Source organism: Escherichia sp. TW09308 (assembly GCF_000208565.1).
In the GTDB taxonomy this organism is placed as follows: Bacteria; Pseudomonadota; Gammaproteobacteria; order Enterobacterales; family Enterobacteriaceae; genus Escherichia; species Escherichia marmotae.
Map to the genome: position 1 here is coordinate 3,123,585 of NZ_AEME01000001.1, position 15,470 is coordinate 3,139,054.

Genomic DNA, 15,470 nt, shown 5'->3' on the forward strand with positions numbered 1-15,470 from the left:
CGGTATATAAAACCGTTACTCCTTTCACGCCCGTTATAAATATGATGGCTATTAGAAAGTCATTAAATATATAAGGGTGCGCAATGGCCGTTAACTTACTGAAAAAGAACTCTCTCGCGCTGGTCGCTTCTCTGCTGCTGGCTGGCCACGTGCAGGCAACGGAACTGCTGAACAGTTCTTATGACGTCTCCCGCGAGCTGTTTGCTGCCCTGAATCCGCCGTTTGAGCAACAATGGGCAAAAGATAACGGCGGTGACAAACTGACGATAAAACAATCTCATGCCGGGTCATCAAAACAGGCGCTGGCGATTTTGCAGGGCTTAAAAGCCGATGTTGTAACTTATAACCAGGTGACCGACGTGCAGATCCTGCACGACAAAGGCAAGCTGATCCCGGCGGACTGGCAGTCGCGCCTGCCGAATAACAGCTCGCCGTTCTACTCCACGATGGGTTTCCTGGTGCGTAAGGGCAACCCGAAGAATATCCACGACTGGAGCGATCTGGTGCGTTCCGACGTGAAGCTGATTTTCCCGAATCCGAAAACCTCCGGTAACGCGCGTTATACCTACTTAGCAGCGTGGGGCGCAGCCGATAAAGCGGACGGCGGCGATAAAGCCAAAACCGAACAGTTTATGACCCAGTTCCTGAAAAACGTTGAAGTCTTCGATACCGGCGGTCGTGGCGCGACCACAACCTTTGCCGAGCGTGGCCTGGGCGACGTGCTGATAAGTTTTGAGTCGGAAGTGAACAACATCCGCAAACAGTATGAAGCGCAGGGTTTTGAAGTGGTGATTCCGAAAACCAATATTCTGGCGGAATTCCCGGTGGCATGGGTGGATAAAAACGTGCAGGCCAACGGTACGGAAAAAGCCGCAAAAGCTTATCTGAACTGGCTCTACAGCCCGCAGGCGCAAACCATCATCACCGACTATTACTACCGCGTGAATAACCCGGAAGTCATGGACAAGCTGAAAGATAAATTCCCGCAGACCGAACTGTTCCGCGTGGAAGATAAGTTTGGCTCCTGGCCAGAAGTGATGAAAACCCACTTTACCAGCGGCGGTGAGTTAGACAAGCTGTTGGCTGCGGGGCGTAACTGATGTTTGCAGTTTCTTCAAGACGCGTGCTGCCGGGCTTTACCTTAAGTCTTGGCACCAGTCTGTTGTTTGTGTGCCTGATATTGTTACTGCCGCTTTCCGCGCTGGTGATGCAGCTTTCTGAGATGAGCTGGGCGCAGTACTGGGAGGTGATCACCAATCCGCAGGTGGTCGCGGCCTACAAAGTGACGCTGCTGTCAGCGTTTGTGGCATCGATTTTTAACGGCGTTTTCGGTCTGTTAATGGCGTGGATCTTAACCCGCTATCGCTTTCCGGGGCGCACGCTGCTTGATGCGCTGATGGATTTACCCTTCGCGCTACCGACAGCGGTCGCGGGTTTAACCCTGGCGTCGCTCTTTTCCGTGAACGGTTTTTACGGCGAATGGCTGGCGAAGTTTGATATCAAAGTGACCTATACCTGGCTGGGGATCGCGGTGGCGATGGCCTTTACCAGCATTCCGTTTGTGGTGCGAACCGTGCAGCCGGTACTGGAAGAATTAGGGCCGGAATACGAAGAAGCGGCAGAAACGCTCGGCGCAACACGTTTACAGAGTTTCCGCAAAGTGGTGCTGCCGGAGCTTTCTCCGGCGCTGGTGGCGGGCGTGGCGCTGTCGTTTACCCGTAGTCTTGGTGAGTTTGGCGCGGTGATATTTATCGCCGGGAACATCGCCTGGAAGACGGAAGTAACGTCGCTGATGATTTTTGTGCGTTTACAGGAATTTGATTACCCGGCGGCGAGCGCGATTGCTTCGGTGATCCTCGCAGCATCGCTGTTGCTGCTGTTTTCTATTAACACTCTGCAAAGTCGCTTCGGTCGGCGTGTGGTAGGTCATTAATGGCGGAAGTTACACAGTTGAAGCGTTATGACGCGCGCCCGATTAACTGGGGCAAATGGTTTTTGATTGGCACCGGGATGCTGGTGTCGGCGTTCATCCTGCTGGTGCCGATGATTTACATCTTTGTGCAGGCATTCAGCAAGGGGATCATGCCGGTATTACAGAACCTGGCAGACCCGGACATGCTGCACGCCATCTGGCTGACGGTGATGATTGCGCTGATTGCTGTGCCGGTGAACCTGGTGTTCGGCATCCTGTTGGCCTGGCTGGTGACGCGTTTTGATTTTCCGGGGCGTCAGTTGCTGCTGACGCTGCTGGATATTCCGTTTGCGGTGTCGCCGGTAGTCGCCGGTCTGGTGTATCTGCTGTTCTACGGCTCCAACGGCCCGCTGGGCGGCTGGCTTGACGAACATAATCTGCAAATTATGTTCTCCTGGCCGGGAATGGTGCTGGTGACTATCTTCGTGACGTGTCCGTTTGTGGTGCGTGAACTGGTGCCGGTGATGTTAAGTCAGGGCAGCCAGGAAGACGAAGCGGCGATTTTGCTTGGCGCGTCTGGCTGGCAGATGTTTCGCCGCGTTACGTTGCCGAACATCCGCTGGGCGCTGCTGTATGGTGTGGTGCTGACTAACGCCCGCGCGATTGGCGAGTTTGGTGCGGTATCGGTGGTTTCCGGCTCGATTCGCGGCGAAACCCTGTCGCTGCCATTACAGATTGAATTGCTGGAGCAGGACTACAATACCGTCGGCTCCTTTACCGCCGCCGCGCTGTTGACGCTGATGGCGATTATCACCCTGTTTTTAAAGAGTATGTTGCAGTGGCGTCTGGAGAATCAGGAAAAACGCGCGCAGCAGGAGGTACATCATGAGCATTGAGATTGCCAGGATTAAGAAGTCATTTGGTCGCACCCAGGTGTTGAACGATATCTCACTGGATATTCCTTCTGGTCAGATGGTCGCGTTACTGGGGCCGTCCGGCTCCGGGAAAACCACGCTGCTGAGGATTATCGCCGGGCTGGAGCATCAAACCAGCGGGCATATTCGCTTCCACGGCACCGACGTCAGCCGCCTGCACGCGCGCGATCGTAAAGTGGGATTTGTGTTCCAGCATTACGCGCTGTTCCGCCATATGACGGTGTTCGACAACATCGCTTTTGGCCTGACGGTGCTGCCGCGTCGAGAGCGCCCAAATGCGGCGGCGATCAAAGCGAAAGTCACCCAGTTATTGGAGATGGTGCAGCTTGCTCATCTGGCAGATCGTTATCCGGCGCAGCTTTCTGGTGGTCAGAAACAGCGTGTGGCGCTGGCGCGTGCGCTTGCCGTGGAACCGCAAATTCTGTTGCTTGATGAACCGTTTGGCGCGCTGGATGCGCAGGTGCGTAAAGAACTGCGTCGCTGGCTGCGTCAGCTTCACGAAGAGTTGAAATTTACCAGTGTGTTCGTCACTCACGATCAGGAAGAGGCGACTGAAGTTGCCGATCGTGTGGTCGTGATGAGCCAGGGCAATATCGAGCAGGCGGATGCGCCGGATCAGGTCTGGCGTGAACCGGCGACCCGCTTTGTGCTCGAATTTATGGGCGAAGTGAACCGCTTACAGGGAATTATTCGCGGCGGGCAGTTCCACGTTGGCGCGCATCGCTGGCCGCTGGGGTATACGCCTGCATATCAGGGGCCGGTGGATCTCTTCCTGCGTCCGTGGGAAGTGGATATCAGTCGCCGCACCAGCCTCGATTCGCCGTTGCCGGTACAGGTACTGGAAGCCAGTCCGAAAGGACACTACACCCAATTAGTCGTACAACCGCTGGGGTGGTACAACGAACCGCTGACAGTTGTGATGCATGGCGATGACGCCCCGCAACGCGGTGAGCGTTTATTCGTTGGCCTGCAACATGCGCGCTTGTATAACGGCGATCAGCGTATTGAAACCCGCGATGAGGAGCTTGCTCTCGCACAAAGCGCCTGATAGGTTGAGTAAATGTTAAACGCCCGGAGGCGCATCCCGCGATCCGGGCTTTTTAATGGCAAGGTTTGTAACCTGTAGGCCTGATAAGACGCGCAAGCGTCGCATCAGGCAACACCACGTATGGACAGAGATCGTGAGTACATTAGAACAAACAATTGGCAATACGCCTCTGGTGAAGTTGCAGCGAATGGGGCCGGATAACGGCAGTGAAGTGTGGTTAAAACTGGAAGGGAATAACCCTGCGGGTTCGGTGAAAGACCGCGCGGCATTATCAATGATTGTCGAGGCGGAAAAGCGTGGGGAAATTAAACCCGGTGATGTGTTAATCGAAGCCACCAGTGGTAACACAGGCATTGCGCTGGCAATGATCGCCGCGCTAAAAGGCTATCGCATGAAATTGCTGATGCCCGACAACATGAGCCAGGAACGTCGCGCGGCGATGCGTGCCTACGGTGCGGAACTGATTCTTGTCACTAAAGAGCAGGGCATGGAAGGCGCACGCGATCTGGCGCTGGAGATGGCGAATCGTGGTGAAGGCAAGCTGCTCGACCAGTTCAATAACCCCGATAATCCTTATGCGCATTACACCACCACCGGGCCGGAAATCTGGCAGCAAACCGGCGGTCGCATTACGCATTTTGTCTCCAGCATGGGGACGACTGGCACCATCACCGGCGTGTCACGGTTTATGCGCGAACAATCCAAACCGGTAACGATTGTTGGCCTGCAGCCGGAAGAGGGTAGCAGCATTCCGGGGATTCGCCGCTGGCCAGCGGAATATCTGCCGGGCATCTTTAACGCTTCTCTGGTGGACGAGGTACTGGATATTCACCAGCGCGACGCGGAAAACACCATGCGCGAACTGGCCGTGCGGGAAGGGATTTTCTGCGGCGTCAGCTCCGGCGGCGCGGTTGCCGGTGCGATACGCGTGGCAAAAGCCAACCCTGGCGCAGTGGTGGTAGCGATCATCTGCGATCGTGGCGATCGCTACCTTTCCACCGGGGTGTTTGGCGAAGAACACTTTAGCCAGGGGGCAGGGATTTAAGGATTAATAGCATTGGAGGCTGATGACAAACGCAAAACAGCCTGATGCGCTACGTTTATCAGGCCTACAAGGTTCCTGTAATATATTGCATTAGCAATATTTTGTAGGCCGGATAAGGCGTTTACGCCGCATCCGGCTAAACAAAGTGCACTTTGTCAATAATCTGATTTGTCGGCAGTTGTTGCTGCCGACAAATGCAGTTTTTAATTTTCGTGTGGAAAAGCAGTAAGGTCATCAATCATTTTTTGAAGTATTGGTGAGTCCTGACCGTCACCCCATTGAAGAATTTTTGCGGTAAGCTGATGACGCGCTAGTGCATTGAGTCCCATCTTTTTAAGTTTATGGGAGATTTTACCCATGACTTTAATCTGACCGAATGCAGTCGCGTAGGTAATCATATTGCTCTGGATAGTGCTCATTTCATCGGCTAGTAATTGCGCACGAACATCCTCTTCAAGAATACTTTCCATAGCGATGTATTTCATACCCCAGATAGTTTCAATTAACATTTGAGGGAAATCAGCACAGTCCAGATCCGGCTTTTTACGGAAGCTATTTTCAAGAACGTTTAGAGCATCAGCACCTTCATCGCTGCCAAAAGGAGATTCTTCATCCCAGCAACACATATAAAGTGGATCAGTAAAATGGCACTGGAAGTTTGGGTGTGACGTTTTAACATGTAACCCAATTTCTTCATCATCAAAATAGCAGCGATCCATGAAGTTAAAGTTTGGATCTTCTTGATAGCCTTTCTTCATTTTTGCGGCAATCAATTTATTGGCTTCTTTCAGACACTGTTCTTCATTATCGAACTCTTTTGTCTGGAATTTACCAATACTACCTACCTTGCCATAGTTGACAGCTAAACTATCCCCTTCGTAATCTATCCACCAAAATTTACTCGATTTTTCATCGTTATAAATAAAGCATTTTTTCATGTTACCTCCTGTAAATGCCTTGCCAAAGCGGATTAATTCCCTTCCTCAGGCACTGTTTTATCCGTCTGCGCAATCAGCGCATGTAAAAAAGGTTGCGCATTTTCATCGCTCTTACCGGGCATCTTCACGATGTAAGGCTTCCCGGTAATGGATGACGACGAAGCAACCTTATCAATGAATTGCTCGGCAGTATCAATGCGGTTACGGGTATTACCCAGCTTCAAGCGCAGATGAGAAACTGCTTCATCACAAGTATGTTGATCGCCATTGCGTATGAATATCAAATCCTTATGCTGCGCTAATCCCTCCAGCATGGCGTTAATTCTGACTTCTTCATGGGCAGTTAACTTCGCGTAAGCGGGGAGTGCCATCAGCAGTGTGATGACCAGACAAATGATTTTCTTCACTGAATTGCCTTATCCTTGTGTTGTATTAGCCGATTTGACTGCCAGAATCAGGTAAAGTTTCGGTTGGGGTACGATGAGGATCATCGGCAAGGAGAAATTATTAAATGAGTAGTTTGTTGTTGTTTAACGATAAGAGCAGGGCGTTGCAGGCGGATATCGTCGCCGTGCAGTCGCAGGTGGTGTATGGCAGCGTAGGCAACAGCATTGCCGTGCCTGCCATTAAACAGAACGGCCTGAATGTCTTTGCCGTACCGACCGTGTTGCTGAGTAATACGCCGCATTATGACACGTTCTACGGTGGTGCGATTCCGGACGAGTGGTTTAGCGGTTATTTGCGCGCACTGAAAGAGCGTGATGCGCTGCGTAAGTTACGTGCGGTGACTACGGGCTATATGGGGACAGCGTCACAAATTAGAATCCTTGCCGAATGGCTGACAGTCTTACGCGAAGAGCATCCTGACTTGCTGATTATGGTCGATCCGGTGATTGGCGATATTGATAGTGGTATTTACGTCAAACCTGACCTTCCCGATGCGTATCGGCAATATTTACTGCCACTGGCGCAGGGGATTACGCCAAATATCTTTGAGCTGGAAATCCTGACCGGTAAAAACTGCCGCGATCTCGACAGCGCCATTGCCGCAGCAAAAAGTTTGCTTTCAGAGACATTAAAATGGGTGGTTATTACCAGCGCTTCCGGCAATGAAGACAATCAGGATATGCAGGTGGTGGTGGTCAGTGCCGATAGCGTGAATGTCATTTCCCACTCTCGGGTAAAAACGGATCTTAAAGGTACTGGCGATCTGTTTTGCGCTCAACTTATCAGTGGATTACTGAAAGGGAAGGCGTTAACCGACGCAGTGCACAGCGCAGGTTTACGCGTGCTGGAGGTGATGTGTTATACCCAGCAGCATGAAAGCGATGAATTGATTTTGCCGCCGCTGGCGGAAGCATAAAAAAATGGCGCCCACGGGCGCCATTTTTCACTGTGGCAAGAATTACTTCTTGATGCGGATAACCGGGGTTTCACCCACAGTCACGCTACCGGACAGTTTGATCAGTTCTTTGATTTCGTCCATGTTGGAGATAACAACCGGAGTCAGGGTTGACTTGGCTTTCTCTTCCAGCAGCGGCAGATCGAATTCAATAACAGTATCGCCAACTTTTACGCGCTGACCTTCTTCAGCAATACGCTTGAAGCCTTCGCCTTTCAGTTCAACGGTGTCGATACCGAAGTGGACGAACAACTCAACGCCGCTATCAGATTCGATAGAGAACGCGTGGTTGGTTTCAAAGATTTTACCAATGGTGCCGTCAACCGGAGCTACCATTTTGTTGCCAGTTGGTTTGATAGCAATACCATCACCAACGATTTTTTCCGCAAAAACGACATCCGGCACGTCTTCGATATTGACGATCTCGCCAGAGAGCGGAGCAATGATCTCAATAGTTCCGGTATCTTTTTTGTCATCAGAAACCAGAGATTTCAGTTTATCGAACAAACCCATGATCTTCTCCTAAGCAGTAAATTGGGCCGCATCTCGTGGATTAGCAGATTGTTTTTTCTTCAATGAACTTGTTAACCAGCGTCATTAACTCGTCCGTTGTCGGTTGAGCAAGAGCCTGCTCTGCTAACACCTTCGCATCTTCGAAGTTCGTGTTACGGATAATCTTCTTAATGCGCGGGATAGAAATGGCGCTCATAGAGAATTCGTCCAGACCCATCCCCAGCAACAGAAGTGTAGCACGTTCATCGCCAGCAAGCTCACCACACATGCCAGTCCATTTGCCTTCAGCATGAGAAGCATCAATAACTTGCTTGATCAAGTTCAGCACGGACGGTGACATTGGCTGGTAAAGGTGTGAAATCATATCATTACCACGGTCAACTGCCAGAGTGTACTGCGTTAAATCATTGGTGCCGATACTAAAGAAATCAACTTCTTTGGCTAAATGACGCGCAATTGTTGCGGCAGCCGGTGTTTCCACCATCACGCCAATTTCAATTGATTCGTCAAACGCTTTACCTTCGTCGCGCAGTTCCTGTTTGTAGATTTCAATCTCTTTGCGCAGTGCGCGTACTTCTTCAACAGAGATGATCATCGGGAACATGATGCGCAATTTGCCGAAAGCAGAGGCACGCAGGATAGCGCGGAGCTGATCGCGCAGAATCTCTTTACGATCCATCGCGATACGGATAGCACGCCAGCCGAGGAACGGGTTCTCTTCTTTCGGGAAGTTCATGTACGGCAGCTCTTTGTCGCCGCCAATGTCCATGGTACGAACAATAACCGCCTGCGAGCCACACGCTTCAGCCACAGCTTTGTAGGCCGCGAACTGTTCTTCTTCAGTCGGCAGCGCGTCGCGGTCCATGAACAGGAATTCGGTGCGATACAGACCAACGCCTTCAGCGCCATTACGTTCTGCACCTTCAACGTCACGAACAGTACCGATGTTAGCGCACACTTCTACCTGGTGACCGTCCAGCGTAATGGCTGGCAGATCTTTCAGCTTAGCAAGCTCTGCTTTTTCAGAAGCTACTTGCTCCTGAACAGCGCGCAATTTATCGATAACTTCGTTGGTTGGATTGACGTAAACCTGATTATTTACGGCATCCAGAATCAGATAGTCGTCATTTTTCACCTGAGAGGTGACGCTACCAGTACCCACAATGGCTGGCAGTTCCAGAGAGCGTGCCATGATTGAGGTGTGGGAAGTACGGCCACCCGCGTCGGTGATGAAACCCAGTACCTTCTTCAGGTTCAACTGTGCGGTTTCGGACGGCGTCAGGTCAGCGGCAACCAGAATGACTTCATCCTGAATCGCGCTCAGGTCGATAATCTTCAGACCCAGGATGTTGCGCAGCAGGCGCTTACCGATATCACGCACGTCAGCCGCACGTTCTTTCAGGTATTCATCATCCAGTTCTTCCAGGGCAGAAGCCTGACCTTCAATAACTTCATGAGCAGCAGCGTCAGCCGTCATGTGCTTATCTTTAATCAGGGCTATGATTTCCTGCTCCAGCTCCTCATCTTCGAGTAGCATGATATGCCCTTAAAGATGGCTTCTTTTTCTTCACCGAACGTTTCACCAGCTTTCGTTTTGATCGTTTCAAGCTGGGCTGATGCCTTGGCACGACCGCTCAGAAAACGTTCAACTTCCTGATCAACCTGGTCGGCAGAAATTTTTTTCCGGTCAATGACGATTTCGTCTTCTTTCAGAAGCAGAGCTTTACCGAAAGCGATACCCGGGGATGCTAAAATGCCTGAAATCATAACCCTACCTTACTTGTGACTGATTTTTAAAAGAACCCGGGAAATTACTCGAGTTCCGCCATCAGTTTAACCAGATGTTCAACCGCTTTCTGTTCGTCTTCGCCTTCAGCGGAGATAGTCACAACGGTCCCTTGAGTCAGGCCCAGAGTCTGCAGTTTAAACAGGCTTTTTGCGCTGGCGCTTTTGCCGTTGGAAGTCACAGTAATTTCAGAAGTGAAGCCCTTAGCTTCTTTTACAAACTGGGCAGCAGGGCGGGTGTGCAGACCGTTCGGAGCGGTAATGGTAACTTCTTGCTGGAACATTGTATTTCCCCAACTTATAGGTTTAGTGTTGTGGAACTAAAGTCTAGCCTGGCGGTTTGACTTTAGCCTGTATTGTTAGCGCCAGTTTTAACAGACGCGACGCACGAAGTGTTCTATGCAGTCCATTGCTGGCGGATGTTGGCCGCTGACGTTTCGTTCATCATTAAACATTATGCCGCTAAAGGAAGAATTGAACCAAATCATAAAATCGATTCAGCTAAGGCTTTTCCTGTAACGATTAATTTCGCGCATCAAAATAATTAGTCAGGTTAAATACCAGTTCCGACAGGCTGAATCAATGCCAGGAGGGGCGAAAATTTGAAGTAGGCCACAAAAAAGCACCTAAAAAGGTGCTTTTTTACGCATTTCTAACAACCTGGCATTACTGTTGCAATTCTTTCTCGGTAAAGAGATCGGCAAATAATGCAGTGCTTAAATAACGTTCACCCGATGATGGCAGAATAATCACAATATTCTTATTGGTAAAGCTTTCATCTTCTTGCAGCTTCAATGCAGCGGCAACCGCCGCGCCAGAAGAGATCCCAGCAAGAATGCCTTCTTCTTCCATCAGACGACGTGCGGTAGAGATAGCTTCTTCATTGGTGATGCCAATAACTTTATCGACCAGTTTAAGATCAAGGTTAGCCGGGATAAAGCCAGCACCTATGCCCTGGATTTTATGCGGGCCGGGTTTGATTTCTTCACCTGCCAGCGCCTGGGCGATAACGGGAGAGTCGGTTGGCTCAACGGCGACAGAGATGAGATCAGTCTTGCCTTTGGTGCCTTTAATGTAGCGGCTGACGCCGGTCAGCGTACCGCCAGTACCAACACCAGCAATAAATACATCAACCTGACCATCGGTATCTTCCCAGATCTCCGGACCGGTGGTTTTTTCATGAATTTCTGGATTCGCCGGGTTGCTGAATTGTTGCAGCAGCAGATATTTTTCTGGGTTGCTGGCGACAATTTCTTCTGCTTTTTGAATTGCGCCTTTCATGCCTTTCGCGCCTTCGGTCAACACCAGGTTTGCGCCCAGAGCTTTCAGCAGTTTGCGGCGTTCAATACTCATGGTTTCTGGCATAGTCAGGGTGAGTTTGTAACCGCGAGCGGCAGCCACATAAGCCAGAGCAATACCTGTGTTGCCGCTGGTTGGTTCAACCAATTCAACGCCGGGTTTCAGCACGCCGCGTTTTTCGGCATCCCAAATCATATTGGCACCGATACGGCACTTAACGCTGAAGCTGGGGTTACGAGATTCCACCTTCGCCAGAATACGTCCGTTACCGATGCGATTCAGGCGAACCAGCGGTGTGTGACCGATAGTCAGCGAGTTATCTTCAAAAATCTTACTCATGGCCTGTCCTTAACTGTATGAAATTGGGATACAACAGGTAGCATACCCGCTCAGAGAATATGCGGAAGTAAGGATTTAGCATATCTATATGCAGAAGGGAAATAATGGCTTGCAAGATGGAATAAGGGTGGCATAAGCCACCCCTCTTCCATACAAAAAGTTTACAAAATAACCAGGAGACTGTTACTTCCACAATGCATGTTTAGCGCGATAACAATCGACCCACATTGCTGTCGCGCCACAGACGGCCACTGGCATGATGAACAGGTTGAGCACCGGGATCATCGTGAACAGGCTGGTTAATGCGCCAAACTGCATATTGGTGATTTTGCGCGTGCGCAGGGCAGTGCGCATCTCTTTGAACGGCACTTTGTGGTTGTCGAACGGATAGTCGCAGTACTGAATGGCTAACATCCAGGCACTGAACAGGAACCACAGTACTGGCGCGACGGTTTGCCCGATGCCCGGGATGAAGTAGAGGATCAGCAATACGATGGCGCGTGGCAGATACCAGGCAAATTTTTGCCATTCGCGTTTCATAATTCGCGGCACATCTTTCATGATGCCAAAGATGCCGGTATCCGGCGGCGTAGCGCCTGTCAGCCTGGCTTCCAACTGTTCAGCCAATAAACCGTTAAACGGTGCGGCAATCCAGTTCGCAATAGTTGAGAAAAAATAGCCAAAAACCAGTAGAACGGAGATAACCGCGACAGGCCACAGCAAATAGCTCAACCATTGCAGCCAGTCAGGCACGTGGCTCATTAATGATGGGATCCAGGCATCCAGTTGAGTAAAGAGCCACCAGAATGCACTTCCCATCAACAAAATATTGACCAACAGAGGTAAAATAACAAAACGCCGAATCCCGGGTTGCGAGACGAGCTTCCAGCCTTGCGCAAAATAGTAAAAACCGCTGCGTGGGGAAGATGTGAATGTTGAAATCATAATCAGGATATGCTCCTTTTGACCAATCCCAGGAAAATTCTGCGTATTTTACCGGGTAATTGCGCAATGGACAGTTAGGATATGTTCGAAAAAACAGCAAAAAGCACGATTTCATCTATCTTTGTGCTGTGAAAGTTAAGAGTGCACTTGCACTTGAGGTAATCGGCAAATACTCTTAGTGAGTAAATGTTTGCCGTGGTGGCAAGGTGTTAGAACAACAGAGAATATAATGATGCAGGATTTGCGTCTGATATTAATCATTGTTGGCGCGATCGCCATAATCGCTTTACTGGTACATGGTTTCTGGACCAGCCGTAAAGAACGATCTTCTATGTTCCGCGATCGGCCATTAAAACGAATGAAGTCAAAACGTGACGACGATTCTTATGACGAGGATGTCGAAGATGATGAGGGCGTTGGTGAGGTTCGTGTTCACCGCGTAAATCATGCCCCGGCTAACGCCCAGGAGCATGAGGCTGCTCGTCCGTCGCCGCAACACCAGTACCAACCGCCTTATGCGTCTGCGCAGCCGCGTCAACCGGTTCAGCAGCCGCCTGAAGCGCAGGTATCGCCGCAACATGCTCCGCATTCAGCGCATCCTGTTCAGCAACCACAGCCAGTACAGCAGCCGGCCTACCCGCCGCAGCCTGAACAGCCTGTTGCTTCGCAGGTACAGTCTGCTCCGCAGCCGACACAGCCAGCGCCACAACCGGCGCAGCAGGCTTTCCAGGCTGCGGAACCCGTAGCAGCACCGCAGCCTGAGCCTGTGGCTGAACCGGTGCCTGTCATGGATAAGCCGAAGCGCAAAGAAGCGGTGATCATTATGAACGTCGCAGCGCATCACGGTAACGAGCTGAATGGTGAACTGCTTCTTAACAGCATTCAGCAGGCGGGCTTTATCTTTGGCGATATGAATATTTACCATCGTCATCTTAGCCCGGACGGCAGTGGCCCGGCGTTATTCAGCCTGGCGAATATGGTGAAACCGGGAACATTTGATCCTGAAATGAAGGATTTCACTACACCGGGTGTCACTATCTTTATGCAGGTGCCGTCTTATGGTGATGAACTGCAAAACTTCAAGCTGATGCTGCAATCTGCACAGCATATCGCTGATGAAGTGGGCGGCGTGGTGCTTGATGATCAGCGCCGTATGATGACTCCGCAGAAACTGCGCGAGTATCAGGACATCATCCGCGAAGTGAAAGACGCTAACGCCTGATACACTTAAATTAAATCAACTTCTCTTCGAACCCCCGCTTGTCGGGGGTTTTTAGCATTGATGGTGCGATATGGAATCAATCGAACAACAACTGACAGAACTGCGAACGGTGCTTCGTCATCATGAATATCTTTATCATGTGATGGATGCGCCGGAAATTCCTGACGCTGAATACGATCGCCTGATGCGCGAACTGCGCGAGCTGGAAGCCAAACATCCAGAACTGATTACCCCTGATTCACCCACTCAACGTGTAGGTGCAGCACCGTTAGCGGCTTTCAGCCAGATCCGTCATGAAGTACCGATGCTGTCGCTGGATAACGTTTTTGATGAAGAGAGTTTTCTTGCTTTCAACAAACGCGTTCAGGATCGTCTGAAAAGTAACGAAAAAGTGACCTGGTGCTGTGAGCTGAAGCTCGATGGCCTTGCCGTCAGCATACTGTATGAGAATGGCGTACTGGTGAGTGCAGCAACCCGTGGCGATGGCACTACCGGGGAAGACATCACATCTAACGTCCGTACTATTCGCGCCATTCCGCTGAAACTACACGGTGAGAATATCCCGGCGCGTCTGGAAGTGCGTGGTGAAGTGTTCCTGCCGCAGGCGGGCTTCGAAAAGATCAACGAAGATGCGCGACGCACGGGCGGAAAAGTGTTTGCTAACCCACGTAATGCGGCGGCAGGTTCATTGCGTCAGCTTGATCCGCGTATCACAGCCAAGCGGCCGCTCACTTTCTTCTGCTACGGCGTTGGCGTGCTGGAAGGCGGTGAGCTGCCAGATACTCATCTTGGTCGTTTACTGCAATTTAAAAAGTGGGGATTACCGGTCAGCGATCGCGTCACGTTATGCGAATCGGCGGAAGAGGTGCTGGCGTTCTACCATAAAGTAGAAGAAGACCGCCCGACGCTGGGCTTTGATATCGACGGCGTGGTAATTAAGGTCAACTCCCTGGCGCAGCAGGAACAGCTTGGCTTTGTTGCGCGCGCCCCTCGTTGGGCAGTGGCGTTTAAATTTCCGGCACAGGAGCAGATGACTTTTGTGCGTGACGTCGAGTTTCAGGTTGGGCGTACTGGCGCGATTACGCCTGTTGCACGTCTCGAACCTGTCCATGTCGCGGGTGTGCTGGTGAGCAACGCCACCCTACACAATGCCGATGAAATCGAACGTCTTGGCTTACGTATTGGCGATAAAGTGGTGATTCGCCGTGCTGGCGACGTGATCCCGCAAGTGGTTAACGTGGTGCTTTCTGAACGCCCGGAAGATACTCGTGAGGTAGTATTCCCGACGCATTGCCCGGTATGCGGTTCTGACGTGGAACGAGTGGAAGGCGAGGCTGTGGCTCGCTGTACTGGTGGTTTGATTTGCGCCGCTCAGCGTAAAGAGTCGCTGAAACACTTTGTTTCCCGTCGCGCGATGGACGTTGACGGTATGGGAGACAAAATCATCGACCAGTTGGTTGAAAAAGAATATGTCCATACGCCTGCGGATCTGTTCAAGTTAACGGCGGGTAAGCTCACCGGGCTGGAGAGAATGGGGCCGAAATCGGCGCAAAACGTGGTTAACGCACTGGAAAAAGCGAAAGAAACCACCTTTGCCCGCTTCCTTTATGCGCTTGGCATCCGCGAAGTCGGTGAGGCAACGGCATCAGGTCTGGCGGCATATTTCGGCACGCTGGAAGCGCTGGAAGCGGCTTCGATTGAAGAGCTGCAAAAAGTGCCCGATGTTGGAATTGTCGTCGCATCTCATGTGCACAACTTCTTTGCCGAAGAAAGTAACCGTAATGTCATCAGTGAACTGCTGGCGGAAGGCGTTCACTGGCCTGCGCCGGTAGTCATCAACGCGGAAGAGATCGACAGCCCGTTTGCTGGTAAAACGGTGGTGCTCACGGGTAGCTTAAGTCAGATGTCGCGTGATGACGCTAAAGCTCGCCTGGTCGAACTGGGCGCGAAAGTGGCGGGCAGCGTGTCGAAGAAAACCGACCTGGTGATTGCCGGAGAAGCCGCAGGTTCTAAACTGGCGAAAGCGCAGGAACTGGGCATTGAAGTGATCGACGAAGCTGAAATGCTGCGTTTGTTGGGCAACTGAG

Annotated in this window: 14 protein-coding genes and 1 pseudogene; 8 read left to right on the forward strand and 7 right to left on the reverse strand. The window is 51.2% G+C overall.

All coding sequences use genetic code 11. The features are described 5' to 3' along the window. The first annotated feature begins 83 nt into the window (after positions 1 to 83). The 5 genes from cysP (at position 84) to cysM (ending at position 4,940) form a co-directional block, all read left to right on the forward strand. Positions 84 to 1,100: a thiosulfate/sulfate ABC transporter substrate-binding protein CysP gene (gene cysP / locus ESM_RS0114770; RefSeq protein WP_000290238.1), complete on the forward strand. Its 1,017-nt coding sequence runs from the start codon at positions 84 to 86 to the stop codon at positions 1,098 to 1,100. Then, positions 1,100 to 1,933, forward strand: coding sequence for a sulfate/thiosulfate ABC transporter permease CysT (gene cysT / locus ESM_RS0114775; protein ID WP_000458417.1), 834 nt, complete (start codon positions 1,100 to 1,102; stop codon positions 1,931 to 1,933). Before cysP ends, cysT begins: the two co-directional genes overlap by 1 nt. Continuing rightward, positions 1,933 to 2,808, forward strand: a complete 876-nt coding sequence (gene cysW, locus ESM_RS0114780) for a sulfate/thiosulfate ABC transporter permease CysW (RefSeq protein WP_000852694.1) — start codon at positions 1,933 to 1,935, stop codon at positions 2,806 to 2,808. The genes cysT and cysW overlap by 1 nt, the downstream gene beginning before the upstream one ends. After that, on the forward strand, positions 2,798 to 3,895 hold the full coding sequence (gene cysA, locus ESM_RS0114785) for a sulfate/thiosulfate ABC transporter ATP-binding protein CysA (protein WP_000021087.1): 1,098 nt from the start codon (positions 2,798 to 2,800) through the stop codon (positions 3,893 to 3,895). Before cysW ends, cysA begins: the two co-directional genes overlap by 11 nt. A gap of 133 nt (positions 3,896 to 4,028) precedes the next feature. Then, positions 4,029 to 4,940 (forward strand): cysteine synthase B, encoded by a 912-nt coding sequence (gene cysM / locus ESM_RS0114790; protein WP_001516829.1) that lies wholly within the window; start codon positions 4,029 to 4,031, stop codon positions 4,938 to 4,940. Positions 4,941 to 5,143: 203 nt separating this feature from the next. Here cysM and ESM_RS0114795 read toward each other — a convergent pair whose 3' ends face one another. Together ESM_RS0114795 and ESM_RS0114800 are read right to left on the reverse strand one after the other, a co-directional pair. Then, complete coding sequence (locus tag ESM_RS0114795) at positions 5,144 to 5,878, reverse strand: WGR domain-containing protein (protein WP_000710499.1); 735 nt, start codon at positions 5,876 to 5,878, stop codon at positions 5,144 to 5,146. A 32-nt stretch (positions 5,879 to 5,910) separates the two neighbouring features. Next, complete coding sequence (locus tag ESM_RS0114800) at positions 5,911 to 6,285, reverse strand: YfeK family protein (protein WP_000719937.1); 375 nt, start codon at positions 6,283 to 6,285, stop codon at positions 5,911 to 5,913. 104 nt (positions 6,286 to 6,389) lie between these two features. On the opposite strand from ESM_RS0114800, the gene pdxK reads away from it, so the two are divergent. Next, a complete protein-coding gene (gene pdxK / locus ESM_RS0114805; RefSeq protein ID WP_000096626.1) occupies positions 6,390 to 7,241 on the forward strand; it encodes a pyridoxine/pyridoxal/pyridoxamine kinase in 852 nt (283 codons plus the stop codon). Between the two features lie 42 nt (positions 7,242 to 7,283). Here the strand turns inward: pdxK and crr are convergent, their stop codons facing one another. The 5 genes and pseudogenes from crr to cysZ all read right to left on the reverse strand — a co-directional run bounded on the left by crr (position 7,284) and on the right by cysZ (position 12,161). Continuing rightward, a complete protein-coding gene (gene crr / locus ESM_RS0114810; protein WP_000522247.1) occupies positions 7,284 to 7,793 on the reverse strand; it encodes a PTS glucose transporter subunit IIA in 510 nt (169 codons plus the stop codon). Between the two features lie 40 nt (positions 7,794 to 7,833). After that, positions 7,834 to 9,560, reverse strand: a pseudogene (gene ptsI / locus ESM_RS0114815) (phosphoenolpyruvate-protein phosphotransferase PtsI). 44 nt (positions 9,561 to 9,604) lie between these two features. Continuing rightward, positions 9,605 to 9,862 carry a phosphocarrier protein Hpr gene (ptsH, locus tag ESM_RS0114825; RefSeq protein WP_000487600.1) on the reverse strand — a complete coding sequence of 86 codons (258 nt, stop codon included), beginning with the start codon at positions 9,860 to 9,862 and terminating at the stop codon, positions 9,605 to 9,607. A 382-nt stretch (positions 9,863 to 10,244) separates the two neighbouring features. Then, positions 10,245 to 11,216, reverse strand: a complete 972-nt coding sequence (gene cysK / locus ESM_RS0114830; RefSeq protein ID WP_000034400.1) for a cysteine synthase A — start codon at positions 11,214 to 11,216, stop codon at positions 10,245 to 10,247. Between the two features lie 183 nt (positions 11,217 to 11,399). Then, positions 11,400 to 12,161 (reverse strand): sulfate transporter CysZ, encoded by a 762-nt coding sequence (gene cysZ / locus ESM_RS0114835; protein WP_000626012.1) that lies wholly within the window; start codon positions 12,159 to 12,161, stop codon positions 11,400 to 11,402. Positions 12,162 to 12,390: 229 nt separating this feature from the next. Between cysZ and zipA the strand changes: the two genes are divergently transcribed. Together zipA and ligA are read left to right on the forward strand one after the other, a co-directional pair. Beyond that, positions 12,391 to 13,383, forward strand: coding sequence for a cell division protein ZipA (zipA, locus tag ESM_RS0114840; protein ID WP_001516826.1), 993 nt, complete (start codon positions 12,391 to 12,393; stop codon positions 13,381 to 13,383). Between the two features lie 70 nt (positions 13,384 to 13,453). Then, positions 13,454 to 15,469, forward strand: coding sequence for an NAD-dependent DNA ligase LigA (gene ligA, locus ESM_RS0114845; RefSeq protein WP_000443718.1), 2,016 nt, complete (start codon positions 13,454 to 13,456; stop codon positions 15,467 to 15,469). The last annotated feature ends 1 nt before the right edge of the window (position 15,470 follow it).